General features: G+C 69.7%; 27 protein-coding genes and 1 pseudogene. 15 read left to right on the top strand and 13 right to left on the bottom strand.

The features are described 5' to 3' along the window. The 3 genes and pseudogenes from AB0K28_RS17065 to AB0K28_RS17055 all read left to right on the top strand — a co-directional run bounded on the left by AB0K28_RS17065 (position 1) and on the right by AB0K28_RS17055 (position 3,765). A complete protein-coding gene (locus AB0K28_RS17065) occupies positions 1-513 on the top strand; it encodes a 2Fe-2S iron-sulfur cluster-binding protein (RefSeq protein WP_364370542.1) in 513 nt (170 codons plus the stop codon). Beyond that, positions 510-1,474 (top strand): annotated as a pseudogene (locus AB0K28_RS17060) (xanthine dehydrogenase family protein subunit M). The gene AB0K28_RS17065 and the pseudogene AB0K28_RS17060 overlap by 4 nt, the downstream one beginning before the upstream one ends. Further along, complete coding sequence (locus AB0K28_RS17055) at positions 1,471-3,765, top strand: xanthine dehydrogenase family protein molybdopterin-binding subunit (RefSeq protein ID WP_364370539.1); 2,295 nt, start codon at positions 1,471-1,473, stop codon at positions 3,763-3,765. Before AB0K28_RS17060 ends, AB0K28_RS17055 begins: the two are co-directional and overlap by 4 nt. 46 nt (positions 3,766-3,811) lie before the next feature. Here AB0K28_RS17055 and AB0K28_RS17050 read toward each other — a convergent pair whose 3' ends face one another. After that, on the bottom strand, positions 3,812-5,044 hold the full coding sequence (locus AB0K28_RS17050) for an MFS transporter (RefSeq protein ID WP_364370536.1): 1,233 nt from the start codon (positions 5,042-5,044) through the stop codon (positions 3,812-3,814). Between the two features lie 64 nt (positions 5,045-5,108). Between AB0K28_RS17050 and AB0K28_RS17045 the strand changes: the two genes are divergently transcribed. Continuing rightward, positions 5,109-5,672 carry a CGNR zinc finger domain-containing protein gene (locus AB0K28_RS17045; RefSeq protein ID WP_364370533.1) on the top strand — a complete coding sequence of 188 codons (564 nt, stop codon included), beginning with the start codon at positions 5,109-5,111 and terminating at the stop codon, positions 5,670-5,672. Between the two features lie 163 nt (positions 5,673-5,835). Here AB0K28_RS17045 and AB0K28_RS17040 read toward each other — a convergent pair whose 3' ends face one another. The 3 genes from AB0K28_RS17040 to AB0K28_RS17030 all read right to left on the bottom strand — a co-directional run bounded on the left by AB0K28_RS17040 (position 5,836) and on the right by AB0K28_RS17030 (position 7,307). Continuing rightward, positions 5,836-6,393, bottom strand: coding sequence for a DUF305 domain-containing protein (locus tag AB0K28_RS17040; protein ID WP_364370530.1), 558 nt, complete (start codon positions 6,391-6,393; stop codon positions 5,836-5,838). Between the two features lie 130 nt (positions 6,394-6,523). Beyond that, on the bottom strand, positions 6,524-6,925 hold the full coding sequence (locus AB0K28_RS17035) for a DUF6153 family protein (protein WP_364370527.1): 402 nt from the start codon (positions 6,923-6,925) through the stop codon (positions 6,524-6,526). A gap of 172 nt (positions 6,926-7,097) precedes the next feature. Further along, positions 7,098-7,307, bottom strand: coding sequence for a copper ion binding protein (locus AB0K28_RS17030; RefSeq protein ID WP_364371189.1), 210 nt, complete (start codon positions 7,305-7,307; stop codon positions 7,098-7,100). A gap of 148 nt (positions 7,308-7,455) precedes the next feature. Between AB0K28_RS17030 and AB0K28_RS17025 the strand changes: the two genes are divergently transcribed. From AB0K28_RS17025 to AB0K28_RS17010, 4 genes are all read left to right on the top strand, one after another. Then, positions 7,456-8,634, top strand: a complete 1,179-nt coding sequence (locus AB0K28_RS17025; RefSeq protein ID WP_364370524.1) for an FAD/NAD(P)-binding oxidoreductase — start codon at positions 7,456-7,458, stop codon at positions 8,632-8,634. Between the two features lie 75 nt (positions 8,635-8,709). Next, a complete protein-coding gene (locus AB0K28_RS17020) occupies positions 8,710-9,084 on the top strand; it encodes a BlaI/MecI/CopY family transcriptional regulator (RefSeq protein ID WP_364370522.1) in 375 nt (124 codons plus the stop codon). Further along, positions 9,081-10,031, top strand: a complete 951-nt coding sequence (locus AB0K28_RS17015; protein ID WP_364370519.1) for a M56 family metallopeptidase — start codon at positions 9,081-9,083, stop codon at positions 10,029-10,031. Before AB0K28_RS17020 ends, AB0K28_RS17015 begins: the two co-directional genes overlap by 4 nt. A 41-nt stretch (positions 10,032-10,072) precedes the next feature. Continuing rightward, positions 10,073-10,951, top strand: a complete 879-nt coding sequence (locus AB0K28_RS17010) for a F510_1955 family glycosylhydrolase (RefSeq protein WP_364370516.1) — start codon at positions 10,073-10,075, stop codon at positions 10,949-10,951. A 27-nt stretch (positions 10,952-10,978) separates the two neighbouring features. On the opposite strand, the gene AB0K28_RS17005 is transcribed toward AB0K28_RS17010, so the two are convergent. Beyond that, complete coding sequence (locus AB0K28_RS17005; protein ID WP_364370513.1) at positions 10,979-11,767, bottom strand: sulfite exporter TauE/SafE family protein; 789 nt, start codon at positions 11,765-11,767, stop codon at positions 10,979-10,981. Positions 11,768-11,884: 117 nt separating this feature from the next. Here AB0K28_RS17005 and AB0K28_RS17000 point away from each other — a divergent pair, with 117 nt between their 5' ends. The 3 genes from AB0K28_RS17000 (at position 11,885) to AB0K28_RS16990 (ending at position 13,396) form a co-directional block, all read left to right on the top strand. Next, entirely contained in the window at positions 11,885-12,313 is a 429-nt protein-coding gene (locus AB0K28_RS17000; protein ID WP_364370510.1) for a MarR family transcriptional regulator, read from the top strand. Between the two features lie 94 nt (positions 12,314-12,407). Next, positions 12,408-12,818, top strand: a complete 411-nt coding sequence (locus AB0K28_RS16995; protein ID WP_364370507.1) for a hypothetical protein — start codon at positions 12,408-12,410, stop codon at positions 12,816-12,818. A gap of 89 nt (positions 12,819-12,907) precedes the next feature. Further along, positions 12,908-13,396, top strand: a complete 489-nt coding sequence (locus tag AB0K28_RS16990) for a GNAT family N-acetyltransferase (RefSeq protein WP_364370505.1) — start codon at positions 12,908-12,910, stop codon at positions 13,394-13,396. A 58-nt stretch (positions 13,397-13,454) separates the two neighbouring features. Here AB0K28_RS16990 and AB0K28_RS16985 read toward each other — a convergent pair whose 3' ends face one another. The 6 genes from AB0K28_RS16985 to AB0K28_RS16960 form a co-directional block, all read right to left on the bottom strand. Continuing rightward, positions 13,455-13,736 carry a metal-sensitive transcriptional regulator gene (locus AB0K28_RS16985; RefSeq protein ID WP_357889126.1) on the bottom strand — a complete coding sequence of 94 codons (282 nt, stop codon included), beginning with the start codon at positions 13,734-13,736 and terminating at the stop codon, positions 13,455-13,457. A gap of 33 nt (positions 13,737-13,769) precedes the next feature. Then, positions 13,770-14,015, bottom strand: a complete 246-nt coding sequence (locus tag AB0K28_RS16980) for a hypothetical protein (protein ID WP_364370502.1) — start codon at positions 14,013-14,015, stop codon at positions 13,770-13,772. Positions 14,016-14,226: 211 nt separating this feature from the next. Then, positions 14,227-16,461 carry a heavy metal translocating P-type ATPase gene (locus tag AB0K28_RS16975; RefSeq protein WP_364370499.1) on the bottom strand — a complete coding sequence of 745 codons (2,235 nt, stop codon included), beginning with the start codon at positions 16,459-16,461 and terminating at the stop codon, positions 14,227-14,229. Positions 16,462-16,482: 21 nt separating this feature from the next. Beyond that, a complete protein-coding gene (locus tag AB0K28_RS16970) occupies positions 16,483-17,460 on the bottom strand; it encodes a hypothetical protein (protein ID WP_364370496.1) in 978 nt (325 codons plus the stop codon). Next, positions 17,457-17,666 (bottom strand): cation transporter, encoded by a 210-nt coding sequence (locus AB0K28_RS16965; protein WP_364370493.1) that lies wholly within the window; start codon positions 17,664-17,666, stop codon positions 17,457-17,459. Before AB0K28_RS16965 ends, AB0K28_RS16970 begins: the two co-directional genes overlap by 4 nt. Before the next feature lie 29 nt (positions 17,667-17,695). Continuing rightward, positions 17,696-17,977: a metal-sensitive transcriptional regulator gene (locus tag AB0K28_RS16960; RefSeq protein ID WP_364371186.1), complete on the bottom strand. Its 282-nt coding sequence runs from the start codon at positions 17,975-17,977 to the stop codon at positions 17,696-17,698. A 113-nt stretch (positions 17,978-18,090) separates the two neighbouring features. Here AB0K28_RS16960 and AB0K28_RS16955 point away from each other — a divergent pair, with 113 nt between their 5' ends. The 4 genes from AB0K28_RS16955 (at position 18,091) to AB0K28_RS16940 (ending at position 22,497) form a co-directional block, all read left to right on the top strand. Then, positions 18,091-19,272: an MFS transporter gene (locus AB0K28_RS16955; protein ID WP_364370490.1), complete on the top strand. Its 1,182-nt coding sequence runs from the start codon at positions 18,091-18,093 to the stop codon at positions 19,270-19,272. A gap of 87 nt (positions 19,273-19,359) precedes the next feature. Beyond that, positions 19,360-20,781 (top strand): MFS transporter, encoded by a 1,422-nt coding sequence (locus AB0K28_RS16950; RefSeq protein WP_364370487.1) that lies wholly within the window; start codon positions 19,360-19,362, stop codon positions 20,779-20,781. Between the two features lie 26 nt (positions 20,782-20,807). After that, entirely contained in the window at positions 20,808-21,296 is a 489-nt protein-coding gene (locus tag AB0K28_RS16945) for a universal stress protein (protein WP_364370484.1), read from the top strand. A 271-nt stretch (positions 21,297-21,567) separates the two neighbouring features. After that, the gene (locus AB0K28_RS16940; protein ID WP_364370481.1) at positions 21,568-22,497 is read left to right on the top strand and encodes an NlpC/P60 family protein; all 930 of its coding nucleotides are present in this window, start codon (positions 21,568-21,570) and stop codon (positions 22,495-22,497) included. A 168-nt stretch (positions 22,498-22,665) separates the two neighbouring features. Here AB0K28_RS16940 and AB0K28_RS16935 read toward each other — a convergent pair whose 3' ends face one another. Then, on the bottom strand, positions 22,666-23,340 hold the full coding sequence (locus tag AB0K28_RS16935) for a DUF305 domain-containing protein (RefSeq protein WP_364370478.1): 675 nt from the start codon (positions 23,338-23,340) through the stop codon (positions 22,666-22,668). 114 nt (positions 23,341-23,454) lie between these two features. Further along, a complete protein-coding gene (locus AB0K28_RS16930) occupies positions 23,455-24,831 on the bottom strand; it encodes an NADH-quinone oxidoreductase subunit N (RefSeq protein ID WP_364370475.1) in 1,377 nt (458 codons plus the stop codon). Position 24,832 lies beyond the last annotated feature (1 nt).

The following is a 24,832-nucleotide window of genomic DNA, read 5'->3' as shown; positions in this document are numbered from 1 at the left end:
ATGAACGGCCACATACCCATCCATCTGGACGTGAACGGACGAGTTCATGATCTGTCCCTGGATCCCCGCACCTCGCTGCTCGACTGCCTGCGCGAGCACCTGGGTCTGACCGGCACGAAGAAGGGCTGCGACCAGGGTGCCTGCGGCGCGTGCACGGTCCTGCTCGACGGCGAGCGGGTCAACTCCTGCCTGACGCCGGCCGTGCAGTGCGACGGCATGGAGATCGTCACCATCGAGGCCATGGCGGACCACGAGCTGGGCGGCCAGGTGCAGCAGGCCTTCCTCACGCATGATGGGTTCCAGTGCGGCTACTGCACCTCCGGGCAGATCTGCTCGATCATCGGCATGCTGGCCGAGCACCGCGACGGCCGGCCGAGCGCCGTGACCGAGGACCTGACGCGGCCGGCGCCGCTCACTGGCGCCGAGATCAGGGAGCGCATGGCGGGCAACCTGTGCCGGTGCGGCGCCTACAACGGCATCGTGGCCGCCATCCGGGAGGTGGCCGGGGCATGAGGGAGTTCGCCTATGTCAGGGCCACGTCGGTGTCCGAGGCGATCGGGCTCGCGGGTCCGGTGAGGTACCTGGCCGGAGGCACGAATCTGTTCGATCTGATGCGGGAGGAGGTGGAGCGGCCCGAGCGGGTCGTCGACATCTCCCGGCTACCGTTGTCGGCCATCGAGGACCTGCCCGACGGCGGGCTGCGCCTGGGGGCACTGGCCCGCAACGCGCACGTCGCCACCGACGACCGGATCCGCCGACGCTACCCGGTGCTCGCGCGAGCCCTGCTGAACGGGGCTTCCCCCCAGCTGCGCAACCGCGCCACGGTGGGCGGCAACCTGCTGCAGCGCACCCGTTGCCGCTACTTCTACGACCTCGGCGCGGCCTGCAACAAGCGCTCCCCTGGCGCGGGATGCGACGCGCTGGATGGGCTCAACCGAGGTCACGCCGTCCTCGGGGCGAGCGAGAGCTGCGTGGCCGTCCACCCGTCCGACATGTGCGTGGCACTGGCCGCGCTCGGAGCGACCGTCAATCTCACCGACCCCGAGGGCGACCGGAGCGTACCGGTCACGGATTTCCACCTCCTGCCCGGCGAAAAACCGGAGATCGAGACCGTTCTGAGGGGTAGTGAGCTGGTCACGAGCGTGGACCTACCGCCGTGGCCGCCCGCCCGGGGCGCCTACGTGAAGGTGCGCGACCGGGCCAGCTACGCCTTCGCGCTCGTGAGCGCCGCCGTACTCCTTCAAATCGAGGACGGGCGATCGCCACCGCCCGTATCGCGCTCGGCGGCGTGGCGCCCAAGCCGTGGCGCGCGTACGCGGCCGAGGACCTGCTGACGGGTGCGCCGCCGGACGAGCGGATCTTCGAGGAAGCGGCGAGGGAGTCGGTCGCGGGAGCGCGACCCCTGCGCCACAACGCGTTCAAGATCGAGATGGCGGCGCGGCTGGTCCGCCGTACCCTGGTGGAGCTGGCATGACGTTCACCTCACGCGCCTTCGGCCTCGGCACCAAAGTCCTCGGCAAGGTGGCCCGGCTGCTGCCCGACGGCCGCCACGACCCCCTGTCCACCCGGCCCGGCGAGATCGGCCGTGACGTTAACCGGCTCGACGGGCCCGCGAAAGTGTCCGGCGGAATCACCTACACCGCCGACCACGTCCTCGCGGAGCTGGCCTACGCCGTCGCGGTGCCCAGCACGATCGCCAAGGGCCGCGTCACCGCCATCGACACCTCCCGGGCGCTCGCGGCGCCCGGCGTGCTGCTGGTGATGACGCACGAGAACGCGCCACCGATGAGACCCACCGGCGCGTACGCCACGCTCAGGGCACCGGTCGGCGCCGCCGCAATGAGCCTGCCGATCCTGAACACCGATCGCGTCTTCTGGCACGGCCAGCCGATCGCCGTCGTCGTGGCCGAGTCGCAGGAGCAGGCCGAACACGCCTCCAGGCTCGTGCAGGCCCGATACGCGCCAGAGCCCGCGACCCTGGCGATGTCGGATGAGGCCGCCTACACTCCGGCTCACTCGGTGCTGGAAGAGTCGAGGACAGTGGTCGGGAACGTGCGGCGCGGGCTGGCCGACACCACGGCCACCGTGCAGGCCGTCTACAGCACGCCGGCCGAGCACCACAACGCGCTCGAACCGCACGCCACCGTGGCCACGTGGAACGGCGACGACCTCACCGTGTACGACACCTCGCAATACCCCTACGGCGTCAAGGAGATGCTCGCCAAGAAGTTCGGCCTGCCCCTCGATCGGGTGCACGTGCTGGCGCCGTACATCGGGGGCGGGTTCGGCGGCAAGACATGCGCCTGGCCGCACGTGGCGCTCGCCGTCGCCGCCGCCAGGCTGGCGGGACGGCCGGTCAAGCTGGCATTGTCGCGTACGCAGACGTACCTGATGACCGGCGGACGTGCGCCGACGCGCAGCCGGGTCCGGCTCGGCGCCGACGAGCAGGGCCGGCTGACGGCAATCGTCCACCACGCGCTGGCCACGTGCACCGCCGACGAGTTCGCCGAGGCCGCCATCGCCGCCTCCCGCCACCTGTACGCCTGCCCGAACATCTCCGCCCACCAGAAGGTGACCCGGGTGGACCACATCCAGAACGCGTTCTTCCGCGGCCCCGGCGTCGCCCCGGGATCGTTCGCCATGGAATCGGCCATGGACGAACTCGCTTGGGAACTCGGCATGGACCCGCTCGAACTGCGCCTGCGCAACGAGCCCGACCGCGATCCGATCTCGGGCAACCGCTTCACCAGCCGCCACCTGCGAGAGGCCTACCTGCTCGGCGCGGAGACCTTCGGCTGGCACGAACGCGCCCCGCTCCCCCGGGCCACCCGCGACGGGCACTGGCTCGTGGGACACGGCATGGCCGCCGCGATCAACCCCGACGCCATGCTCATCGCCGCCGTCCGGCTGCGACTGGACGCCGACGGCACCTTCACCATCCACAGCAGCACCAACGAGCTGGGCGCGGGTACCTCCACCGCCCAGACGCAGGCCGCCGCCCAGCGCCTCGGCGTGCCCATGGGCAAGATCCGCTTCCTTCAGGGCGACTCCGACGTGGCCAGGACCCGCATCCCCGGCGCCTCGGCGGCCACCACCACCCTCGCCTCGGCCATCTGGAACGCGTGCGACCAACTCGTACGAGAACTCCTCAAGCTCGCCAAGGACACGCCGCTCGCGGGGCTCCTGCCCGGCGAGATCGAAACGCGCGACGAGGGACTGTTCACCAGGGACGGCCGCGGCATGACCTACCGGCGCATCCTGGAACTGGCAGGCCGCGACCATGTCGAGGTGACCGGCAAGTCGGCGCCGCCGTACCAGACACTCAAACGCACCACCAGCACCTACGGCGCGCACTTCGCGGAGGTACGGGTGGACGAGGACACCGGCGAGGTCCGCGTCACCCGCTGGGCCGGCGCCTTCGACGGCGGCCGCATCGTCTCCCCCAAGCAGGCCGCCGGCCAGATGCGCGGCGGCATCATCCAGGGCATCGGCATGGCCCTCATGGAGGAGACCCTGCTCGACGAGCGCTCCGGCCGCATCGTCAACGCCAGCCTGGCCGAACAGCACATCCCCACCCATGCTGACGTGCCCGACATCGACGTGCGCTTCGTGGACCGGCCCGACCGCCAGACCCCGCTCGGCGCCAAGGGCATCGGGGAACTGGGGATTGTCGGGGTGGCGGCGGCCATCGCCAACGCGGTCTACCACGCCACCGGCACCCGCCTCCGAGCCCTCCCCATCACTCCGGACAAGTTGCTCCCATAACCTCTGGAGAGGATCTCGCCGACCAAGGCTGTCTGCGCGGCGAAACTCAGCTATCCGCCACCTGGTCGGACTCCCGGGCGGGAGTGACGGTCGGTGCCGCGACGGGCTTGGGCGAGGGCGGGGCGAGTCTGCTGGCGACGGCCGCCAGGATCGCGGCGGCAGCGGCCGCTGCCGCCGCGGCGCCGAACGCGGTAGCGCCGGTGTCATCGGGGCCGGTGAGGTGACCGGCGACGGCGGTGCCCAGGCCGTAGCCGGCCCACATGAAGGTGTTGAGCCAGGCGAAGACCTCGGTACGGTAGCCGGCAGGGGCGTGGTCGGCGAGCAGGGCGGGCACTGCGGCGTCACGTGGGCCGGTCACCAGACCGACGAAAGTGATCAGTATGGCAAGCGGCACGAAGCCGGGTGCCCAGACTCCGCCGAGCAGGACGGCCGCTTCGGCGAGCGAGAGCAGGACGAGCAGGCGTCCGCTACCGAGGGGCCAAGCTCGCGCGCCGTACCCGAGGGTGCCCAGGAGGGCTCCTGCCGACAGGAGGCCCATGAGCAGGCCGGCGGAGGCGGCCGAGCCGAAGGTGGTGGCCGAGGCGACGGTGGCGATGCGCAGGCAGCCGAAGGTGAACGTGCCGCAGGCGGTGATGGTCAGCAGGAGGAGGGTGTATCGGTGGGTGAGCGGCCCGGCCAGGCGCAGTCTGCCAGGCGGGGCGGGCTGGGCCTGCCGGACCGCCGGGGAGGTCAGTAACAGGGCCGTGCCGGCCAGGATCGCGGCGCCCGCCACAGCCACCACGCTCTGGGCGGGGACGACCCAGATCAGGACCGGCACGAGCAGCGGGCCGACGATGAACATCAGTTCGTTGACGGCGTTGTCGACGGCGTAGGCGGCGGGCAGGAGGGCGGCGGGGACGAGGCGTGGCCAGGCGCTTCTGACGACGGATCCTGCGGGCGGGGTGGTGGCGCCGAGGAGGACCGCGGCGCCGATCATGAGGGCGGGCGGGGCGAGCAGGAGCAGGGTGTAGGCGAGGGTGTGGGCGGCCAGGTAGCCGGTCAGGGCCGGGCGCGGGCCGTACCGGTCGGCGATGCGTCCGCCGAGCGGCGCGCACAGGGCCAGGGCCAGCGCGTGGCCGGTGAGCACGAGCCCGGCGGTGGCGTAGGAGCCGAGTCGGTCGACGGCGGCCAGCAGCAGGGCGAGGCTGAGCACGGGCGTGCCCAGCTTGACGAGAAGGGCGGCGGCGAGCAGGCGGGGGACGCCTGAGTGGGTGAGCAGACGGCGATAGGGCGCGAACATGGCGGCTCCGTTACTATCTAACTTGATTACGCCTATGACACCCAGAAGGAGTGTTACCAGTCAAGTGGAAATAGCCTGTAACGTCACCCGCCAGGCCCCGCTGATCGCCGAGCTGGTCAACCTGGCCACGGCACGCCAGCGGGGCGGCACCTCGGTGCAGCCATCGACGGGCGAGGACCTGGCGGCGACGATCGCCGCCCAGCTCGGCGACCGCACCGGCGCCGACCTGCGCGCCGTCCCGGACGCGGGGCGGCGCCTGGCCGAGCTGGCCACCGAGCTGCGGCAGGCACTGCTGGCCGAGCATCCAGCCGACCAGGCCGCCCGCATCAACGCCATGATCCGCAGATACGGGGCGCAGCCTTACCTGGTCGAGGACGTCGGCCAGCCGTTTCACCTGCACTTCCACGGCTCAGGCGGCACCCAGGTGGAAGCGCTGGGCGGCGAGTTCGCCACCGCGCTGGCCCTCATCGTGGACGGCTACGGCCCCGACCGCTTCGGGCAGTGCGAGGCGCACCAGTGCGAGGCCGTCTACATCGACCTGACCCGCAACGCCTCTCGCCGCTACTGCAGCCCGGCCTGCACGGCGCGCGCCAAGACCGCCGCCTACCGCAGCCGCCGTCACACCTGATCACGCCATCACGGATGTCCCCATGTGGGTCGAAGTGGCGATCTTCACACGGCTGCCGAGGGCAGGCGCCGGTGCCGGGGCGAGCCGTCCGCCGCCCTTCCCGGAAGCTGTGCAGGCTGCATCCCGGCAAACACAATCCGCGCTACGGGACCAGTCGCCTCCATCAGAGCCGGTCGAGGATCTTCTGCAATTGCTCCACCTCGGCCTGCTGCGCCGTTTCGATGGTCTTGGCCAGTTCCTTCGCCTCGGGGTTCGAGCCGCTCGACTGCTCGGTGCGAGCCATCTCGATGGCGCCGTTGTGGTGGGCGATCATCTGCTGCGCGAACAGCTTGTCGAACTCCGCCCCCTTGGCCGCCTTGAGCTTCGTCATGTCCTCCTCGGACATGACGCCGGGCATGTCGTGCCCCATGCCGCCCTCCGGCGCGGCCTTGCCCCACTCGGTCAGCCAGCCCTTCATGGTCTGGATCTCCGGGTCCTGGGCGGCCTTGATCTTCGCCGCGAGCTCCTTGATCTCCGGGTCGGTCGCGCGCTCAGGCGCCAGCTCGGCCATCTCGACCGCCTGCTCGTGGTGCGGGATCATCATCTGCGCGAACATGACGTCCGCGTCGTTGAACGTGGCCGAGGGCTGCGCGCTTGCGGTGGTGGCGGCAGGTGCGCTGCTGCCCATTCCTTCGTGCCCGGCCATGGAGTCGCCGTTACCGCCACAGGCGGCCGCCAGCATGAGTGCTCCTGCGGCGATGGCGACGGACGTCTTGCGGTTGATACGCATTGCTCGTTGTTCTCTCGATCGTGTTGGAAGTCCGGACCTGTTCGCGGGCAGGCAGGACGCCTGTTCCGCACGGGCCGTCGGCCTATATGCGCAACATCGAGAGAATCGCCAGACGCCGGGACGTGAGCTTCGGCGGAGGTCTGGCGACCTGGCCGGCGGACGGGTGTGTCGCGCCCTTGTCGTCGCCGCGTCTTCCCGCCCTGGCCCAGGTCGCGATCAACAGCAGGATCACGAACGTCATGAGCACGGCCAGGCAGACGTCTGTCGGGTCGAGCCCCGGCATCTCCCCGTCGGGAACAAAGGACTCCATGCCCGCGGGAATCACGGATGTGACGGCAGGAACGGCCTCCATGCCATGTGTGGAGGAGGAGGAGCCGCCGTGCCCGCCGTCCAGGTGTCCGAGGGTGTGCATGCCGCAGACGCCCAGGGCGAGGGCCACGAGCAGGACGGCCCGCAGTGCGTGTACTGCACGGCGCTGCCACATAGATCCCACCGCCCCTCGCAGACCATCGGCACGTCACGGCACTTTCAGTGTACTAACGCGACTCGTAGCACCTGCCAGGAACCAGCCGGGTGCCGCCACACAGGGATGTACGGCACCCGGCTGACAATCGTTCAACGGGAGCACCGGCGAAGGCACTCCCGTCCGGGTTCGGTCAGGCGGAGACCAGCTCGTAGCCGGCTTCCTCAACGGCGTCGCGCACACGAGCTTCCGCGATGGGCTCGTTCGCCGTCACAGTCACCTTCCCGGTGGCCAGGTCGACGTCGACGTCCGTGACGCCGGCGATCTTGCCGACTTCGGACTTCACCGAGCCCACGCAGTGGCCACAGGTCATCCCGCTCACGGTGTAGGTCGCACTGCTCATCATGACTCCCCTCGGTCAATACCCCTCATAGGTATGAGGCAGATGGACGATATGCCACGGACGTCCGCGACGCAACCCTAACCCCCTACGGGTATATGAGACGTAGCTCACGTCGAGACGTATACCCCTAAGGGGTATTGTCTCTCGTATGAGAAAGCTCAACTCCATCGCCATCGCCGGAGCCTCACTGGCCGGTCTCCGCGCGTTCCAGGCTCTGCGGCGTGAAGGTTTCGACGGCACGATCACCCTGGTGGGGGCCGAGAAGCACCTGCCCTACAACCGTCCCCCGCTGTCCAAGAGCATGCTCAAGGGCGACGACGAGGTCACGCTTCCCGGTGCCGAGGAAGTCGGCGACCGATGGCTCAAGGGCCGCCATGCCGTGCGGCTGGACGCCTCGGAGCGGCGGCTGATCCTGGACGACGGCTCGGACGTCCGCTACGACGGCCTGGTGATCGCCACCGGCGCGCGCCCGCGACGGCTGCCCGATGCCCCCGAGGGTGTGTACACCCTGCGCACCGTCGAGGATTCCCTGGCCCTGCGCGCTGAACTGGCCGCCGAACCCGGCGACGTCGTCGTCATCGGCGGCGGCTTCATCGGGGGCGAGGTCGCCTCGACCGCACGCGCCCTCGGGCTCAACGTCACGCTCGTGGACGCGTCCCCGTATCCGATGCGGAACGTCCTATGTAGCGAGACAGCACGCTGGCTGGCCACCCATCACCGGGACAACGGTGTCGAGCTCGTCAGTGAGACCCGCGTGACCGGGTTCGATGGGAACGGCAGGGTGACGGGGGTGCGCTTGAGCGACGGCCGCACGCTGCCCGCCGACCTGGTCATCGCCGGCATGGGCGTGGTCCCGAACACCGACTGGCTGGACGGCAGCGGGCTGACGGTGAGCGACGGAGTGGTCTGCGACGAGCGCCTGTTCGCCTCGGGCGCGCAGGACGTGGTCGCCGCCGGCGACGTCGCACGCTGGCCGCACAGCCTGTACGGGGGCACGCTCGTCCGTGTCGAGCACTGGTCGAACGCCAACGACCAGGGGGCCGCCGCGGCGCTCAACCTGCTGGCCGGCCCGGAGAACGCCAAGCCCTTCGCCGACCTGCCCGCCTTCGCCACCCACGTGCACGGCGCGCGCGTCCAGACCGCCGGCCTGCCACACCTAGCGGACGAGAGCCGCATCGTGACGGGAGACCCGGGCGACGGACGCTTCGCCGTCGCCTTCGCCAAGGATGGCACGCTCGTCGGCGCGGTCGCGGTGAACGCGCCCAAGGACCTGATCCGGATCAAGCGCGCCATCGTGGCCGGCGATCGCCTGAGCTCCCTGGCGTGAGGAGCAGGCACTCCTGGCCACCTATCTACGATCGCCGGTAGCATTTATGCAGACTGCGGGTGGAGGGACTGTCAAATGGTGCGTGGCCTGGGGGAGCTCGAGTCCACGATCATGGAGCGCATGTGGGCCATCAAGCGTCCGGCCTCGGTCAGGGATGTCCTGGAGCACCTGCAGCAGGAGCGCACCCTGGCGTACACGACGGTCATGACCGTGATGGACAAGCTGCACACCAAGGGCCTGCTCAAGCGCCAGCCGGTCGGCCGGGCCTACATCTACGAGGCGGTGTCGTCCAAGGAGGCCTACACCGCCGACGTGATGCGCGCGTCCCTGGCCGCGAGCGGCAACAGGGCGGCCACGCTGGTCCACTTCCTCGAGCGCCTGACCCCGGAGGAGGCCAGCGCCTTGGAGGCGGCGCTCCAGGTGTACCCGCCCGGGGGACGCAGCTCATGATCGTGGCGATCATCCTGGCCCTGTACGGCCTCTTCGCGGCGCTGGCTCTGCCGAAGGTGCTCAAGCGAGCCTCCTGGGCCGACCGCGCGCCGCGACTGGCGATCGCCATGTGGCAGGCGGCCGGAGCGTCGGTGGTCGCCTCGGCACTGTTGTCGGCGTTCGCCGTCGCCGTGCCCGCCTCCGTGGTGGGGCACGGCCTGGCCGACCTGTTCGAGGCCTGCGCCGCGCTGCTTCACGACGAGGCGGCCCTCAACTCGGCCGGCACCCGCGCGAGTCTCGCCGTCGCCGGGCTTCTCCTGAGCAGAGTCGCCTATACCGGTGCCGTGGTCCTGCTCCGTGCGCGCCGCGAACGTCGCCGGCACGCCGAAGCGCTGTCGCTGCTCGGCCGGCACGACGGCGACCTCGACGCGCTCGTGGTGGACTACGACGAGCGCCTGGTGTACTGCCTGCCCGGCAGGAAGGGCCACGCGGTCATCACCACCGGGGCGCTGCGCTCGCTCGCCCCCGAACAGGTGGCCGCCGTGCTCGCCCACGAACAGGCGCACCTGCGAGGGCGCCACCACCTGGTGCTCGCCGCCGCCGAGGCCCTGGCCCGGGCATTCCCTCGCATTCCCCTGTTCGAGCAGGCCCGCGTGGAGGTCACACGCCTGGTCGAACTGCTGGCCGACGACGTCGCGGCACGCCGCCACCAGCGCATCCACATCGCGACCGCGCTGGTCGGCCTCGCGACGGGAAGGGTGCCGGCGTTCGCGCTGGGCGCGGGCGGTGAGACGGCGCTGACGCGCGTCCGCAGGATGCTGCATCCGCAGGCGCCGCTCGGCCGGCGAGAGCGCATCGCCGGGCTGGTGGCGGTCACCGCACTGCTCGTGGGTCCGGCCACGCTGGCAGTGGCGCCGGGCGTGGCCGCGTTCCTCGCCCATCACTGCCATTCCCTGCTGACCCTCTAGTCGCTACGATTGGCAATAGTAGTAAGCAGTAGACTCGCGACATGAAGCTCGCAGGACAGCGGCTGCGCACAGGTGCCGCCGGAATCGCACTGGGCGTCATGCTGGCCGCCTGCGGCCAGGCGGCACAGGAGCCGGGCGGCACGGCCCATGCGGATCCGGGCATCGGCCATGTGCACGGACTCGGCGTCGACCCGGCCGATGGAGCCCTTTACGTGGCAGGCCACTACGGGCTGTTCAAGGTCACTTCGCCCACGGCCGCCACCCGGGTCGCCGACCGGAACCAGGACCACATGGGCTTCACCATCATGGGCCCGAAAACGTTCCTGGCCAGCGGGCACCCCTCGGCGGAGGATGTCTCCCCCGGACGACCGCCGCATCTCGGCCTCATCAAGTCGACGGATTCCGGGCTCACCTGGAAGACCCTCTCGGAGGACGGTTCGGCCGACTTCCATTCCATCCAGCCCGCCGGCGACAACCTGTACGCCTACGACAGCCAGACCTCGAAGGTCTGGCGCAGCATAGACGGCGGCGCCACCTGGACGAAGGGCACCGAAGAGAAAGTGATCGACCTCGGAGCGAGCGCCGAGCACACGTCCCGCATCTACGCCACCACGCCCGACGGACTGAAGGTCAGCGAGGACGGCGGCCTGAACTACACCGACCTCTCGAAGGCCCCCCTGCTCAGCCACATCGACGTCCTGCCCGGCGAAGTGATCGTGGGCGCCGGCGCCGATGGCCAGATACACCTCAGCCAGAACTCCGGCAAGACGTGGTCGGCCACCGGTAAGTTGCCCGCACAGGCTGCCGCCTTCACCGCCGTGAACCGGCAGCACCTGCTGGCCGCCCTGGAGGACGGCACGGTTCTGGAGTCCAAGGACGGCGGCAAGACCTTCACCACCGCCTACTCACCCGCTGGCTGACCTGCGTCTCTCGTTGACGACAGTCGCTCAGGAAAAGGCTTGCACGGCGTACAGGCCGGCCAGAGCGATGGCCAGAGTGCCCAGCAGCAACTGCAGGCCGGTCTCCGGCAGATGAGGCTGCAGCCGGGCGCCCAGATAGCCGCCGATCAGCCCACCGAAGCCGCACCACAGGCCGAGCGTCCAGTCTGGAGCGATGTGACCGGCGGTGGTCACCGCCACAACGGCGTAGGTGAGCGCGCCGACGATCGAGGTGACGAAGGTTGAGGCCAGGGCGGCGGGAGCGACCTCGGCGACCGGCAGCCCTCGACCGGCCAGGATGGGGCCGAGCAGGGATCCTCCGCCGATGCCGTACATCCCACCCACGACCCCTACCGCCAGCGCCATCGTGCTGATGACCCTCGGGGAGGGACCGTCAGCCGCTCGTGGGTGACGGGACGGTGCGCGCAAGGTTCGTACCCACAGCCACCCGCCCAGCGGGAACAGCAGGCAGGCGATGAGCAGGCGGAAGACCTGAGGCCCGGGAAGAAGGAAGACCCGCGCGAGAGCGCCGAGCACGACGCCGGGCAGGGTGCCCAGCACCAGCAGGCGGGTCAACGGGCCACCGAGCCGGGCCTGCCTGCGGTGCCGCAGCAGCGCCCCGGGCGTGGCTACCACGTTGAAAAGCAGGTTCGTGGGCGTCACCGCTGGGCTGGGCACACCCAGGACGCTGAGCTGGACCGGCAGCAGGAACACCGCACCCGACACCCCTACCGGAGTGGCGACCACCGAGATCAGCAGCCCCGCGCCAAAGCCGACCAGCGCCTGCCACCAGCTCAACGGCTCACCGCCCAGATCGAACGTCGAAATCGTCTGTCAGATCCTGCCATCGGATGGCGAGCTTTCCCCGCCGTCCACTAGTTGCAGGACACAACCATCTGGTTGTATCGTCGAACTATGGCGGATGAACTCGATCTCCAGGAGGCCGTGGCCCGGTTCGTGCGGGCCTTCGGCCTGCACCAGCCGGACCAGACCCCCTGTGGACAGCCCATCCCAGTGTCGGAGGCCCACGCGCTAGGCGAGCTGGCCAGAGACGGCGCCTTGCGCCAGAGCGAGCTGGCGCACCGGCTCAAGCTGGAGAAGAGCACCACCAGCCGGCTGGTCACCCAGCTCATCACCCGCGGCTGGGCCGAGCGCACCCCCGCGCCTGACGACGGGCGCGGACGACTGGTCCAGCTCACCGAGCAGGGAGTGAAGGCCGCGGCCCGGCTGGCCGAGGCCAGGGCCGAGCGATTCTCCGCCGTTCTGAACCGCGTCCCCGAGGGCGAACGCGCCGACGTGCTGCGCGCCCTGACCCTTCTCACGGAGGCCATTGATGATCCTTAGAGATCGACGCGTCCAGGCGCTCCTCACAGCGCTTGCGCTCATTACCGTCGCCGCGACGGCGTACTCGCTCATCACCCGGAACGAGAATCAGGCGTTGGCAGGCCGGCAGGCCGAGATCGAGGCCAAGAGCAGACAGGTGATGCCGTTCGACCTGGAGCGCACCACGCACCGCTTCGCCAAGGCGACCACCGGCGGCGTGCAGACGGTCACCTCCGACGACCCTGCCGACGCCGAGCAGGTCAGGTTGATCCGCGAGCACCTGACCGCCGAGGCGGCCGGCTTCAGCAAGGGCGACTACGGCGACCCCGCCTCGATCCATGGCGGCGAGATGCCGGGCCTGCGCGAGCTCGAACAAGGCCACAGCCGCCTCGACATCCGCTACATCGAGGTGCCCGACGGCGCCCGGATCACCTACACCACGACCGACACGTCGCTGGTCGCCGCGTTGCACGCCTGGTTCGACGCGCAGGTGACCGATCACGGCCAGCACGCCGAACACGGCTGACCCCTCCGACGCTCTCCCTCTCGGCCTGCCCCCGTCTCTTCCTGATATACCGTGCCAGGGTAGGGTTTCAGGCCACGGCGGCCGGCCGCGTGGCGAGCGCTCGAAGGCGCATCACCCCACCACCTCTACCTGGGAGAACCATCGTGATATCGATCCGTCGCGCCACCCCTGATGACGCAACCACCGTGTACACCCTCGTCCGAGGTCTCGCCGATCACCAAGACCAGGGGTGGGCCATCACCGTGACCACCGACGACCTGAAGCGCCTGCTCGCCCGGCCCGAGGTCGGCTATCTGATCGCCGAGCGGGACGGCCAGGCCATCGGCTACGTCTCCTGGCTCCAGCGCATCGGTTTCTGGTCCGGCCAGGACTACCTCCACCTGGACGACCTGTACGTGACCGGCGACGAGCGCGGCAACGGCGTGGGGGAACAGCTCATGCGAGGCATCGCCGAAGTCGCCGACGGCAAGGTGATCCGTTGGGAAGTAGCCGAGGCCAACGTAGCCGCACAACGCTTCTACGAGCGGATCGGCGCCACCCTCATCTCCAAGAAGATCGGCCGTTGGCAGCCGGAGTAGACCACGTTCCACTTCGCCGGCGGCACGACCGCGCCCGCCATGTAAGTGACGGGCGTGGTCAGGAACGTACCAGCCTCGCGATGGCGTCGCTGGCCTCCTTGACCTTCGCCTCGGCCTCTGGGCCGCCCTGCCGGGTCGCTTCGGCGACGCAGTGGGCGAGGTGCTCCTCCAGCAGGGCCAGGGAGAACGACTTCAGCGCGCTGGTGGCCGCGGATATCTGAGTCAGGATGTCGACGCAGTACGTGTCCTCCTCGACCATGCGCTGCAGGCCACGGATCTGCCCCTCGACACGGCGCAACCGGGTGATGTGGTTCTTCTTGCCATGGCTGTATCCGGCCATATCCGCCCCTCCATCGGCGCCACCGCCATGACCTTACCCCTCAGCGGTATGTGAGACCGCATCGAAGATCACCGTGACGAGGCGGTGAACGGCATCCTCGGACGGCAACTCCCTGGCCGCCGTGACCGCGTGCAAACAAGAGGTCGCGAGTTCGTCAGGGCCGACGTCCGCGCGAAAGGCGCCTGTCCGGGCGCCTTCCGCCAGCAGGTCCCGCACCATGCCGTGAAGCTGCTGCCGGGCTTGGCCTACCTGCTCGTCGCGGTGCAAGCTGTTGATCAACGTAGGCGCCCTTGCTGTCCTGCTGATGTACACCCAGCCTCTGCACTTCCTGGCAGGCATCGCGGCGGCCCCGGAGCCCGATCCTGATGTGCTTGCTCTTGGCCGTGTACAAGCCGCGTGGCCGGATGAGATTCGTCGCGTCCAGGGCCTCAGCACCGCAGCAATGAAGGGATGGCTCCACGCCGTTCGACGTGGAGCCATCCCGCTCGTGTTACTTGAAGCGGCGCAGCCGGAGACTGTTGCTGACCACGAAGACGCTGGAGAACGCCATCGCCGCACCGGCGATCATCGGGTTGAGCAGGCCCAGCGCGGCCAGCGGCAGGGCGGCCACGTTGTAGGCGAAGGCCCAGAACAGGTTGCCCTTGATCGTCGACAGCGTGCGCCGCGACAGCCGGATGGCGTCGGCTGCCACCCGCAGGTCGCCGCGGACCAGGGTCAGGTCAGAGGCCTCGATGGCGGCGTCGGTGCCGGTGCCCATGGCGAGCCCCAGGTCCGCCTGAGCCAGCGCGGCGGCGTCGTTGACGCCGTCGCCCACCATCGCCACCACCTTGCCCTCGGCCTGCAGCCTCTTGACCACGTCCACCTTGTCGGCGGGCAGCACCTCGGCGATCACCTCGTCGATGCCCACCTCGGCCGCCACCGTCTTGGCCACGGCCTCGTTGTCGCCGGTCAGCAGGACCGGCGTCAGCCCGAGGCCGCGGAGCTGAGCGATGGCCTCCTTGCTGGTCGGCTTGACCACGTCGGCCACCACCAGCACGGCGCGCGCCTGCCCGTCCCAGCCGACCGCCACCGCGGTGCGGCCGGCGACCTGAGCTTCGTGGAGCTCCCGCTCCAGGTCGGCAGGCAGGTGCTGGGACCACTCCGCCAGCAGCCGGGGACGGCCGACCAGCACCGCGTGCCCGTCCACGATCCCCTGCACGCCGAGACCTTCGACGTTCGCGAAGTCCTCAGGCGCGGGCAGGTCCCCGACGCGGGCGGCGGCACCCTTGGCGATGGCCTGGGCGATCGGGTGCTCCGAGGCGTACTCCAGCGCTCCGGCCAGGCGCAGCACCTCCTCTTCACTCTCCCCCTCCGCCACGTGCACGGCGGTGAGGGTCATCTTGCCTTCGGTGACGGTGCCGGTCTTGTCCAGCACCACGGTGTTGATCTTGCGGGTGGACTCCAGCACCTCAGGACCCTTGATCAGGATGCCGAGCTGGGCACCCCGGCCGGTGCCGACCAGCAGCGCGGTCGGCGTCGCCAACCCCAGCGCGCACGGGCACGCGATGATCAGCACTGCCACCGCGGCGGTGAAGGCCGCGCCCACGCCGTCCCCGGTGCCCAGCCAGAAGCCGAGGGTACCGAGGGCGAGCGCGATCACGATCGGGACGAAGATGCCGGAGATGCGGTCGGCCAGCCGTTGCACCTGCGCCTTGCCGGTCTGCGCCTCCTCCACCAGCTTGGCCATCTGGGCGAGCTGGGTGTCGGCGCCGACCCGGGTGGCCCGCACGATCAGCCGGCCGCCGGCGTTCACGGTGGCACCGGTAACGGCGTCGCCCACCCCGACCTCGACCGGCACGGACTCGCCGGTCAGCATCGAGGCGTCCACCGCTGAGGTGCCCTCCTCGACCACCCCGTCCGTGGCGATCTTCTCACCCGGCCGGACGACGAACCGGTCGCCGGCCTTGAGCTGCTCGACCGGGACGCGCCGGCCGTCGGCCAGCTCCACCTCCTTGGCGCCCAGCTCCAGCAGGGCCCGCAGCGCCGCCCCGGCGCGACGCTTGGAGCGGGCCTCGAAGTAGCGGCCGGCCAGGATGAACGCCGTGACGCCTGCAGCGGCCTCCAGGTAGATGTTGCCGGAGCCGTCGGTGCGCTCGATCGTGAAAGCGAACGGGTGCGTCATCCCCGGCGTGCCCGCGCTACCGAAGAACAGCGCCCACAACGACCAGCCGAGCGCGGCGATCGTGCCGATCGAGATCAGCGTGTCCATCGTCGCGGCGCCGTGCCGCAGGTTCGTCCAGGCGGCCTTGTGGAACGGCCAGCCCGCGTACACCACCACCGGCGCGGCCAGCACCAGCGACAGCCACTGCCAGTTCGTGAACTGCAACGGCGGGATCATCGCCATCGCGATCACGGGTACGGCCAGTACCACGGAGGTGATGAGACGGTTGCGCAGCGGCTGGAGCTCGTCCTCCGGCTCCTGCTCGGCCTGCCCCTCACCGGCGGTCTTGGGCGGGGCGGGCAGGGCCGCCGTGTAGCCGGCCTTCTCCACCTCCGTGATGAGCTGCCGCGGGTCGATGCCTTCGGGGAAGGTGACCTTCGCCTTCTCGGTGGCGTAGTTGACCGTGGCGGTCACGCCGTCCATTTTGTTCAGCTTGCGCTCGATGCGGTTGGCGCAGGAGGCGCAGGTCATGCCGCCGATCGAGAGTTCGACCGCGTTCTGCCGGTCATCGGTGACCTGGGACATCACCGTTCTCCTTTCTCTCGCTCAGTGGCTGTGGCCGTCGTCGGCGTGGCCGGTCGGTGTCGACGTGGGCTCGGACGTGGGGACCTCGGGGCGCTCGCCCGCACCGAGGGTGGAGCCGGCCGTACGGACCTCGCCCTCGTGCTGGAAGTCGAGGAAGAGGCGGTAGTCGCCGGTGCTGGGCACCTCGGCGTAGAAGACGATCTCGGGGCCGGCCTTGGTCTTGCCGTCGCCGGGCTCTCCGTCGGGGTGCACGTGCAGGTAGGCCAGGTCCCTGGCGCGCAGGGCCACCAGGTGGCCGTAGGCGCCGAGGTAGGGCTGCAGGTCGGTGACGGGCTTGCCGTCCTTGCTGACCTTGAGGGTGAGCTTGCTCGACTGCCCGGGCGTCAGCTCGCCGTCGAGGGTGACCTCATACCCGTCGACCGTCGCCGTGCGGCTCTCTTGCGGGAGCGCCTCGGGCTGGTAGTCGCCGGCCACGGACACGTCGGCGCCCAGGGTCAGGGCGCTGCCGCCGGTCGCGGCGAAATCGGCGAAGGCGCGGTACGGGCCCGCCTTGGGCAGCGTCAGCTTGACCGACCAGACGCCGTCCGGCGCCATCTCCGGGTGCACGTGCTGGAACGTCGTCAGGTCGCGGGAGGCGACGATGAGGTGCAGCTTCTTGTCGTGCTCGACCTGGTAGTCCGTGACCGCCTTGCCGTCCGGGCCGGTCACGGTGAAGCGAAAGTCGGTAGGCTCGCCGGGCTTGATCGTCGGGGTGAGCGGGTTGAGGGTGTAGCCGTTCTCGGACACTTGGAGCCCCCCGGGGGTATCGTCCTTCACCTGTACGGTGGCGTGCTCCCCGTGTGCCGCGCTCGCGCTCGCGGTGGGCGCCGCCATGGCGGCGTGGTCCTCGGCTGCCGGCTGCGTGCCGACCGGCCCGACCACCTTGCCCACGCCCAGGGCGCCGCCGAAGACGACGGCCAGCCCCAGCACGTACGAGCCGAGCTTCACCGCGGTGTTCACTGGTTCGCCACTTCGTAACCGGCCTCTTCGACGGCGGCGACGATCTTCGCCGCGTCGACGGGGCCGTCACTGTCCACGGTCAGCAGGCCGGTCGCCAGGTCCACCTCGACACCGGTGACACCGGCCACTTCACTGACCTCCTCCTTGACCGAGCTGACGCAGTGGCCGCAGGTCATGCCCTTGACGGTGTAGGTGGCGGTGCTCATATCAGTCACTCCTTCAATCCGATGGAAGTTCAGGAACGTACAAGTCGTGCGATGGCGTCGGAGGCCTCCTTGACCTTGGCCTCCGCCTCCGGCCCGCCCTTCTGCGTGGCCTCGGCGACGCAGTGGGCGAGGTGCTCTTCGAGCAACGACAGGGAGAACGACTTCAGCGCGCTGGTCGCCGCCGACACCTGCGTCAGGATGTCGATGCAGTACTTGTCGTCTTCGACCATCCGCTGCAGGCCGCGGACCTGCCCCTCGATGCGGCGCAGGCGCATCGCATGGTCCTGCTTCGTACCGGTGTATCCGGCCATGTTCACCCCTCCCAGGTCGGCCGCTCGGAATAACACCATACCCCCCTATGGTATTCCTGGCAACAGACGGCTGCCATCAGCCGCCCGGTGAGACTTGAGGAGTTCGACATGCCGTGATCCGCAGGCCAGGCGTCCTCGGCGGGACGTCGCTGGCCGTCTTCCTGGCCATCGTGCACTTCGTCAACGACGCGATCACCGCGATGCTCGGAGCCCTGCTGCCGACCTTGCAGGCCCGTTTCGATCTGGGGCCCGTCCTGCTGGCCCTGATCGTTGCGGTCTACTCGATCTCGTCATCGGTCACCCAGCCGTTCTTCGGCGCGCTGGCCGAGGATCGCAGCCTGCGCCTGGTCGGGGCGGCGGGCGTGCTGCTGGCCTCGCTGTTCCTGAGCCTGATCGGGGTCGCGCCCGCCCTGGTGACGGTCTTCGCCCTGCTGATCATCGGCGGTATGGGGTCGGCGGCGCTGCATCCTGTGGGCACGGCGGTGGCCGGTGGCCCGGCCGTGCCGAATCGCACGCTCGGTGTGGGGTTGTTCACGGCGGGCGGGATGGTCGGGTTCGCCCTCGGGCCGGTGCTGATCCTCGCGATCGTCTCGGCCTTCGGCGTGGAGGCCACCCCGTGGCTGATGGCGCCGGGCATCGTGCTCGCCGCCTTGGTGTTCGCCCTGCTGCCCGACTGGGAGCCCCACGGCCGCAGGCCGCTGCGGGCACTCTTCCAGGTACGCCTGCTGCGTGGCCCCGTCGGCGGGCTGACGCTCGCGTCGAGCCTGGCGAGCCTGGCCTTCGTCACCTTCACCAGCTCGGTCCCCATCTGGCTGGTCAACAAACATGGCCTGCCGACCGACGACGGCCTCATCGGCTGGACGCTGGCCGCGTTCTCCCTGGCTGCGGGACTCGGATCCCTGCTCGGCGGCGTGCTGGCGCCCCGCCTCGGCCGCCGGCCGGTGCTGGTGAGCTCGCTGGGCGTCGCGTCCGTGCCGCTGATCGCGGTCCTGGGCCTGGAGCCGGGCGGCGCCCCCTACTTCATCGCGACCATCCTGGCAGGCGCTCTCCTGTACGTGGGCAGCCCGATCGCGGTGGTCCTCGCGCAGGACCTCGCGCCCGGCGCGCCGGCGAGCGCGGCCGGCATGGTTCTGGGAGTGTCGGCCGCCCTGGCGGGCGCGCTGTACGTCGCCCTGGGCTGGCTCCAGGAAGTGGTCGGCGTCGGCGGCGGGATGCTCGTCGGCTTCGCGCTGGCCAGCCCTGCGGCGCTGATCGTCCTGGCGGTGCTGCGACGGCAGCCGGAAGCCGGACGTTGATCCGGCGGGCTTGACATATACCCCCCAGTGGTATTTATTGTCCCGCAAATACCCCCCATGGGTATTGATTCTGACAGGAGAGAACCCATGTCCGCACCATCCCCCCGGCGCTGGGCCGCGCTGGCCCTGATCGCCACCGCCCAGTTCATCGTCATCATGGACACCTCGATCATCGGCGTCGCCCTCCCCCGCATCCAGCAGGACCTGGGCTTCTCCCAGGAGAACCTGTCCTGGGTCTTCAACGCCTACGTCGTCGCCTTCGGCGGCCTGCTGCTGCTCGGCGGCCGCCTGTCCGACCTGCTCGGCGCCCGCCTGCTGTTCAGCGCCGGCTGGCTGATCCTGCTCGCCGGCTCCCTGCTGGCCGGCATCGCGCCCGAGGTGTGGGTGGAGCTGACCGGCCGCGCCGTCCAGGGCATCGGCGCCGCGTTGATCGCCCCGTCCGCGCTCACCCTGCTGATGATGCTGTTCGGCCACGACCCGAAGGAGCTGACCAAGGCTCTGGCCCTGTACGGCGCCGCCGCCCCGGCCGGCGGCACCGCCGGCGTGTTCCTCGGCGGCCTCATCACCGAATATCTGAGCTGGCCCTGGGTCTTCTACATCAACATCCCCATCGCGATCGCCGCGCTCCTGGCCACCGGCCCGCTGATGCCCGCCACCTCCTCGACGCGCGGCTCCATCGACGTGCTCGGCACGCTGACCGTCACCCTCGGCCTCGGCACCGCCGTCTACGCCATCGTCCGCGCCCCCGAAGCGGGCTGGGCCTCCGCGCAGACCTGGATCACCCTGGCCGTCGCCGCGGCGCTGCTCATCGCGTTCGTCGCCATCCAGGCCCGCCGCCGCGAGCCGCTGATGCGCCTGTCCATCTTCCGCACCCCGAACCTGGCCGCCGCCAACCTCACCCAGCTCCTCCTGGGCGGCGCCTGGATCCCGATGTGGTTCTTCCTCAACCTCTACCTGCAGCAGGTCCTCGGCTACAGCGCCTTCCCCAGCGGCGCCGCCCTGCTCCCGATGACCGTCCTCATCATGATCGGCATGATCGTCCTCGCCCCCAAGGCCATCGCCCGCTTCGGCCCGAAGACCACCACCGTCACCGGCCTCGTCCTGCTCACGGCGGGCATGGCCTGGCTCTCGCTGATCAGCCCGGACGGCAGCTTCGCCGCCGACGTCCTGCCCGCCAGCCTGGTGGCCGCCCTCGGCATGTCGCTGGCCTTCATCCCCTCCCTCGGCACCGCCATCTCCTCCGCCCGCCCCGAGGAAGGCGGCCTGGCCTCCGGCATCGTCAACACCAGCTACCAGGTCGGCTCCGCACTCGGCCTGGCCGCCATGACCGCCGTCGCCGCCGCCAACGGCGCCGACCAGCTCGGCAACCTGCCCGCCCTCACCGACGGCTTCTCCGCCGCCTTCGTCGGAGCCGCCGCCATCGCCCTCGCGGGCGCCCTGATCGCCGCCGCGACCCTGCGCACCCGCACCAGCACGCCCACCGATCAGGTCACCGCCTCCCGCGGCTGACCCATCCGCACCCGAAGGAGATTCCCATGTCCATCCTTATCGCTTACGACGGCTCACCCGATGCCCAGCACGCCATCGAAGAGACCGCACGCCTCTTCCCGGGAGCCTCCACCGTGGTTCTCTACGCCCGCCAACCGCTGGAAAGCCTCGCGGCTCATCTGGAAGGCCACCCGGCCCTGGAGGACCTGCGCGACCTCGACGCCAGAACCTTCGACGCCTCCGAACGACTGGCCGCTGAAGGCGCCGAGCGAGCCCGGTCCCTCGGCCTGAAGGCCGAGCCCCGGGTGGCCTCCGTCCCCGAGGAGACGGCCGCCGAGGCCATCGTGGACGTGGCGGAGGAGATAGACGCTTCGCTGATCGTTCTTGGCTCCCGCGGGCGCCGGGGGTTGCCGGCACTGCTGTCGGGCAGCACCTCCACCCGGGTCATGCACTCCACCGGCAGGTCGACACTGATCATCCCATCCAGACCGCTGGCCGCTGCTCGCCGTGCCGGCAGAGCAGGTGCCGAACGCTGACCCGTACGCGCCCGGGCTCCCGAACCATCCGTGGAGCCGGGGCGCGTACGCGCCTGTTGAACCCGGTGCCTACCGCCCACGTAACCACACGTAAGACCGGATCAGCTACTAGCGATAGTACGTCGGTCTGCCCAGCGAAATTGCGCAGAGCAGGGCAACAACCGCCACGCCTTCTGTACCATTTCGGCCCAGGTTCAGAGAGTTACGAGGAGGCGTCGTAGTGGCCGTGTGGACGAGGCTCGGGCGAACAGCAGTAGCCACCGCGTTAGCCTTGATCGCACTGGCCGCGACGCCCAGCGGCGCTCTCGCCGAGCCGTCACCGGCCAAGATCCGGGCCAAGCTGGTAAAGCTGAACGAACAGGCCGACCAACTGGTCGAGCGGTACAACCAGGCGAACGAGGCGTACAAGTCGGCCAAGAAGAAGTACGAGAAGCTCAACACCGAGCTCAGCCGCAAGGACGCACAGGTCGGCACGCTACGCGAAGAACTCGCCACGATAGCGAGCAACAGTTACCAGGCCGGACCGTTCGGAGGCTGGCCGGCGTTCGCCCTGCAGGGCAACTCCGAGACGGCCCTGAGCAGCATGGCCTCCCTCGAGCAACTGGCGCAGGACCGAGCGGCCAAAATACTCGCCTACGAAGCGGCGACGAAGGACCTGCGCAATCGGCGCGCGGAAGCACAACGAGTCCTGACAGAAGCCGACGACGCTCGCGACAAGGTCCGCGACGAGAAGACCAAGGTGGACAAACTGGTCAAGGAGCAGACCAAGCTCCTACGGCGGCTGGGCACCTTCCAGACCGGCGATCCCAACAGCCCCGGCATCGAGTACACGGGTCCAGCCTCCGGCAACGCCCGCCGCGCGCTCCAGTTCGCCTTCGCTCAGGTGGGCAAGCCCTACCGATACGGCGGCACCGGGCCCGGCTCCTACGACTGCTCCGGCCTCACGCAGGCCGCCTGGCGTACCGGCGGCGTCGAACTGCCGCGGACGACCTGGACCCAGTGGTCCTGGGGCGCCAGCCGCCGCGTCCCCCTGGACGCGCTGCAACCCGGCGACCTGCTCTTCAGTAAAGGACTGGGACACATGGGCATGTACGCTGGCAACGGCAAGATGGTGCACGCCCCTCAGACCGGAGATGTCATCAAGGTGGTCGACCTCGACGACTACTGGCGCAACCGCCTGCTCGGCGCAGTCCGCCCGTGATCGTCATACCGTCCGCGCGACACCGAACAAATGGTCGTCGAATGGATGGACCCCAGCCACCGCCGGGCCCGGCGAATCATCGCTGGGCCCGGGTCGACCGCATCGTCGCGCGCGGCTGAAATGCCGACCCCGGCCGCCGAAGGCCGCACGTCGGGCAACCGGGGCAGGTCAGAGCCGCTTGAGGATCTGCTCCAGCTGCTTCACCTCTTCCTGCTGAGTAGCGATGATGGTCTTGGCGAGTTCTTTGGCCTGCGGATCGGCTCCATCCGCCTCTTCGGTGCGGGCCATCTCGATCGCCCCTTTGTGATGGGTGATCATCTGCTCCGCGAAGAGCCTGTCGAACTCCTTGCCCTTGGCGGCTTCGAGCTTCCGCATGTCCTCGTCCGGCATACCGCCGGGCATGCCATGCCCCATACCAGGAGTGGGCTCGGGCTTGCCCCACTCGGACAGCCAGCCCTTCATGGTCTGGATCTCCTCCTCCTGCTCCTTCTCGATCTTGGACGCGAGCGTCTTGATCTCTGAGTCGGAGGATCGGGTAGCAGCGAGGTTGGCCATCTCGATGGCTTCCTGGTGGTGCAGGATCATCATCTGGGCGAACATGACGTCCGCATCATTGAAGGCGGGCGATGGCTGGCCGTTGGTCGCAGTGGCGGACGGCGTCGTCTGGCTCAGCGATGTGAAGCCGGTGGTCGAGGTACTGCCGCCCCCGCACGCGGTCGACAGGGCGAGTGCGCTCGCGGCAATCGTGAAGGAAATCTTGCGGTTGGTACGCATGATGCGTCGCTCTCTCGATTCCTCACAGCTGTCGGCCTTGTTGCGGACAGCCTCGAGGCCCATCCGCATCCGCCGTTAGCACCCCTCCTGACGTGCGAGAACATCCCTTCATTCCTGATACTGACCAGCCACACCGCCTCTATGCCTGCGACGTGCTCCCAGATGCGCCGACTCAGCTCTGGGCTACGAGCCGTAGTAGAGGCTGGCGAGCATGGCACCACTGCCTGCGCCCAGGAACAAAGAGACAGTAGTGGCCAGGTAAGCGATTCGCGTCGCCGTACGGCTGACGGTGGCCGTGCCAGTGCCCTGGAAGGCGGGCCGGATCCAGCGAAGGTAGTAGAAGACGCTCGCCACGGTGTTGATCACCGCCACCACGGCCAGCCAGGCGTAGCCACCGTCCCAGGCAGCGGTGAAGACGAGCACCTTGCCGACGAAGACCGCCGTGGGCGGCGTGCCCACCAGTCCGAGCAGGCAGACGATGAGGGCGAAGACCAGCCCGGGAGCGGAGCGCGCGAGTCCGGCGTAGTCCGCCAGCAGGTCCTTGCCGACGGCGAGGACCACCGCGAAGGCGCCGAGGTTCGTGATCGCGTAGGCGGCCACGTAGAAGAGCAGGGCGGGTTCGGCCAGCTCGCTGCGCCCGGCGACGACGATCGGCACGAGCAGGTAACCGGCCTGGCTGATGGTCGAGTACGCGAGCAGACGTCGCACGTTGTCCTGGTAGAAGGCGGCGAGGTTGCCCAGGGTCATCGTGGCCGTGGCGACAATCGCGATCAGCGGCCGCCATCCGGTGTCCAGGCCGGCGAAGACCTCAGAGGCGAGGCGGAGCAGGGCGACGAAGGCGCCGATCTTCGGGACGGTGGTGACGAAGGCGGCCACGGCACGTGAGGTGCCCTCTGTCACGTCGGGCACCCAGAAGTGCGCCGGGACTCCGCCCGCCTTGAACAACAGCCCGGCGAGCAGGAGCACCACGGCGAGCCCGGCCACCCCACTCCGGACCGGACCGAACTCCTGGTAGGCCGTCGTCCCGGCGAGGCTGTAGAGCAGGGTGACGCCGGCCAGCATGAGCACGCCGAGGAAGGCGCCCATGAGGTAGTACTTGAGCGCGGCCTCCGTGCCCGCGGCGTCCTTGGCGAACCCCGCCAGCGCGTAGGCGGGAATGCTGGCCAGCAGGTAGGCGGCCACGAGGACGAGCAGGTCGTCGGCGCCCGCCAGGATCACGGTGCCGAGTGCGGCGAGCATGATGAGCACGTACAGCTCGGCCTCGCGGCTGTGGTCCCGCGCCCAGCCGGCGGCCAGGACGAGCACCAGCAGGGTCGCGACGATGACCGTGGCCCTGGCCACGTGCGTCAGCAGGTCCACCGAGTAGGCCTCGAAAGCCATCAGGTCCGGCCGGAAGGCCGCGACCAGGGTGGCGGCCAGGGCCGCGAGCAGAGCGGTCCCGCAGATCCAGCCCACGAGCCGTTGCCGCCGCCGGGGCAGGAAGAGGCCGGCGAGCAGCCCTCCGACCGCCCCCAGCAGGATGAGCAGCTCTGGCAGGAGGTCGAGGGGGTTCTCGTTCATG

Source organism: Nonomuraea sp. NPDC049504 (assembly GCF_040676845.1).
Taxonomy (GTDB): Bacteria; Actinomycetota; Actinomycetes; order Streptosporangiales; family Streptosporangiaceae; genus Nonomuraea; species Nonomuraea salmonea.
The sequence above is the reverse complement of the archived record's forward strand: the minus strand, read 5'-3'. Positions and strand labels throughout refer to the sequence as shown.

Bases quoted from the DNA above. Each gene is read 5' to 3' on its own strand.
- AB0K28_RS17065 (WP_364370542.1), top strand. From the start codon at position 1: ATGAACGGCCACATACCCATCCATCTGGACGTGAACGGACGAGTTCAT.
- AB0K28_RS17055 (WP_364370539.1), top strand. From the start codon at position 1,471: ATGACGTTCACCTCACGCGCCTTCGGCCTCGGCACCAAAGTCCTCGGC.
- AB0K28_RS17050 (WP_364370536.1), bottom strand. From the start codon at position 5,044: ATGTTCGCGCCCTATCGCCGTCTGCTCACCCACTCAGGCGTCCCCCGC.
- AB0K28_RS17040 (WP_364370530.1), bottom strand. From the start codon at position 6,393: ATGCTGGCGGCCGCCTGTGGCGGTAACGGCGACTCCATGGCCGGGCAC.
- AB0K28_RS17035 (WP_364370527.1), bottom strand. From the start codon at position 6,925: ATGTGGCAGCGCCGTGCAGTACACGCACTGCGGGCCGTCCTGCTCGTG.
- AB0K28_RS17030 (WP_364371189.1), bottom strand. From the start codon at position 7,307: ATGAGCAGTGCGACCTACACCGTGAGCGGGATGACCTGTGGCCACTGC.
- AB0K28_RS17025 (WP_364370524.1), top strand. From the start codon at position 7,456: ATGAGAAAGCTCAACTCCATCGCCATCGCCGGAGCCTCACTGGCCGGT.
- AB0K28_RS17020 (WP_364370522.1), top strand. From the start codon at position 8,710: ATGGTGCGTGGCCTGGGGGAGCTCGAGTCCACGATCATGGAGCGCATG.
- AB0K28_RS17015 (WP_364370519.1), top strand. From the start codon at position 9,081: ATGATCGTGGCGATCATCCTGGCCCTGTACGGCCTCTTCGCGGCGCTG.
- AB0K28_RS17010 (WP_364370516.1), top strand. From the start codon at position 10,073: ATGAAGCTCGCAGGACAGCGGCTGCGCACAGGTGCCGCCGGAATCGCA.
- AB0K28_RS17000 (WP_364370510.1), top strand. From the start codon at position 11,885: ATGGCGGATGAACTCGATCTCCAGGAGGCCGTGGCCCGGTTCGTGCGG.
- AB0K28_RS16985 (WP_357889126.1), bottom strand. From the start codon at position 13,736: ATGGCCGGATACAGCCATGGCAAGAAGAACCACATCACCCGGTTGCGC.
- AB0K28_RS16975 (WP_364370499.1), bottom strand. From the start codon at position 16,461: ATGTCCCAGGTCACCGATGACCGGCAGAACGCGGTCGAACTCTCGATC.
- AB0K28_RS16965 (WP_364370493.1), bottom strand. From the start codon at position 17,666: ATGAGCACCGCCACCTACACCGTCAAGGGCATGACCTGCGGCCACTGC.
- AB0K28_RS16960 (WP_364371186.1), bottom strand. From the start codon at position 17,977: ATGGCCGGATACACCGGTACGAAGCAGGACCATGCGATGCGCCTGCGC.
- AB0K28_RS16950 (WP_364370487.1), top strand. From the start codon at position 19,360: ATGTCCGCACCATCCCCCCGGCGCTGGGCCGCGCTGGCCCTGATCGCC.
- AB0K28_RS16945 (WP_364370484.1), top strand. From the start codon at position 20,808: ATGTCCATCCTTATCGCTTACGACGGCTCACCCGATGCCCAGCACGCC.
- AB0K28_RS16935 (WP_364370478.1), bottom strand. From the start codon at position 23,340: ATGCGGATGGGCCTCGAGGCTGTCCGCAACAAGGCCGACAGCTGTGAG.
- AB0K28_RS16930 (WP_364370475.1), bottom strand. From the start codon at position 24,831: ATGAACGAGAACCCCCTCGACCTCCTGCCAGAGCTGCTCATCCTGCTG.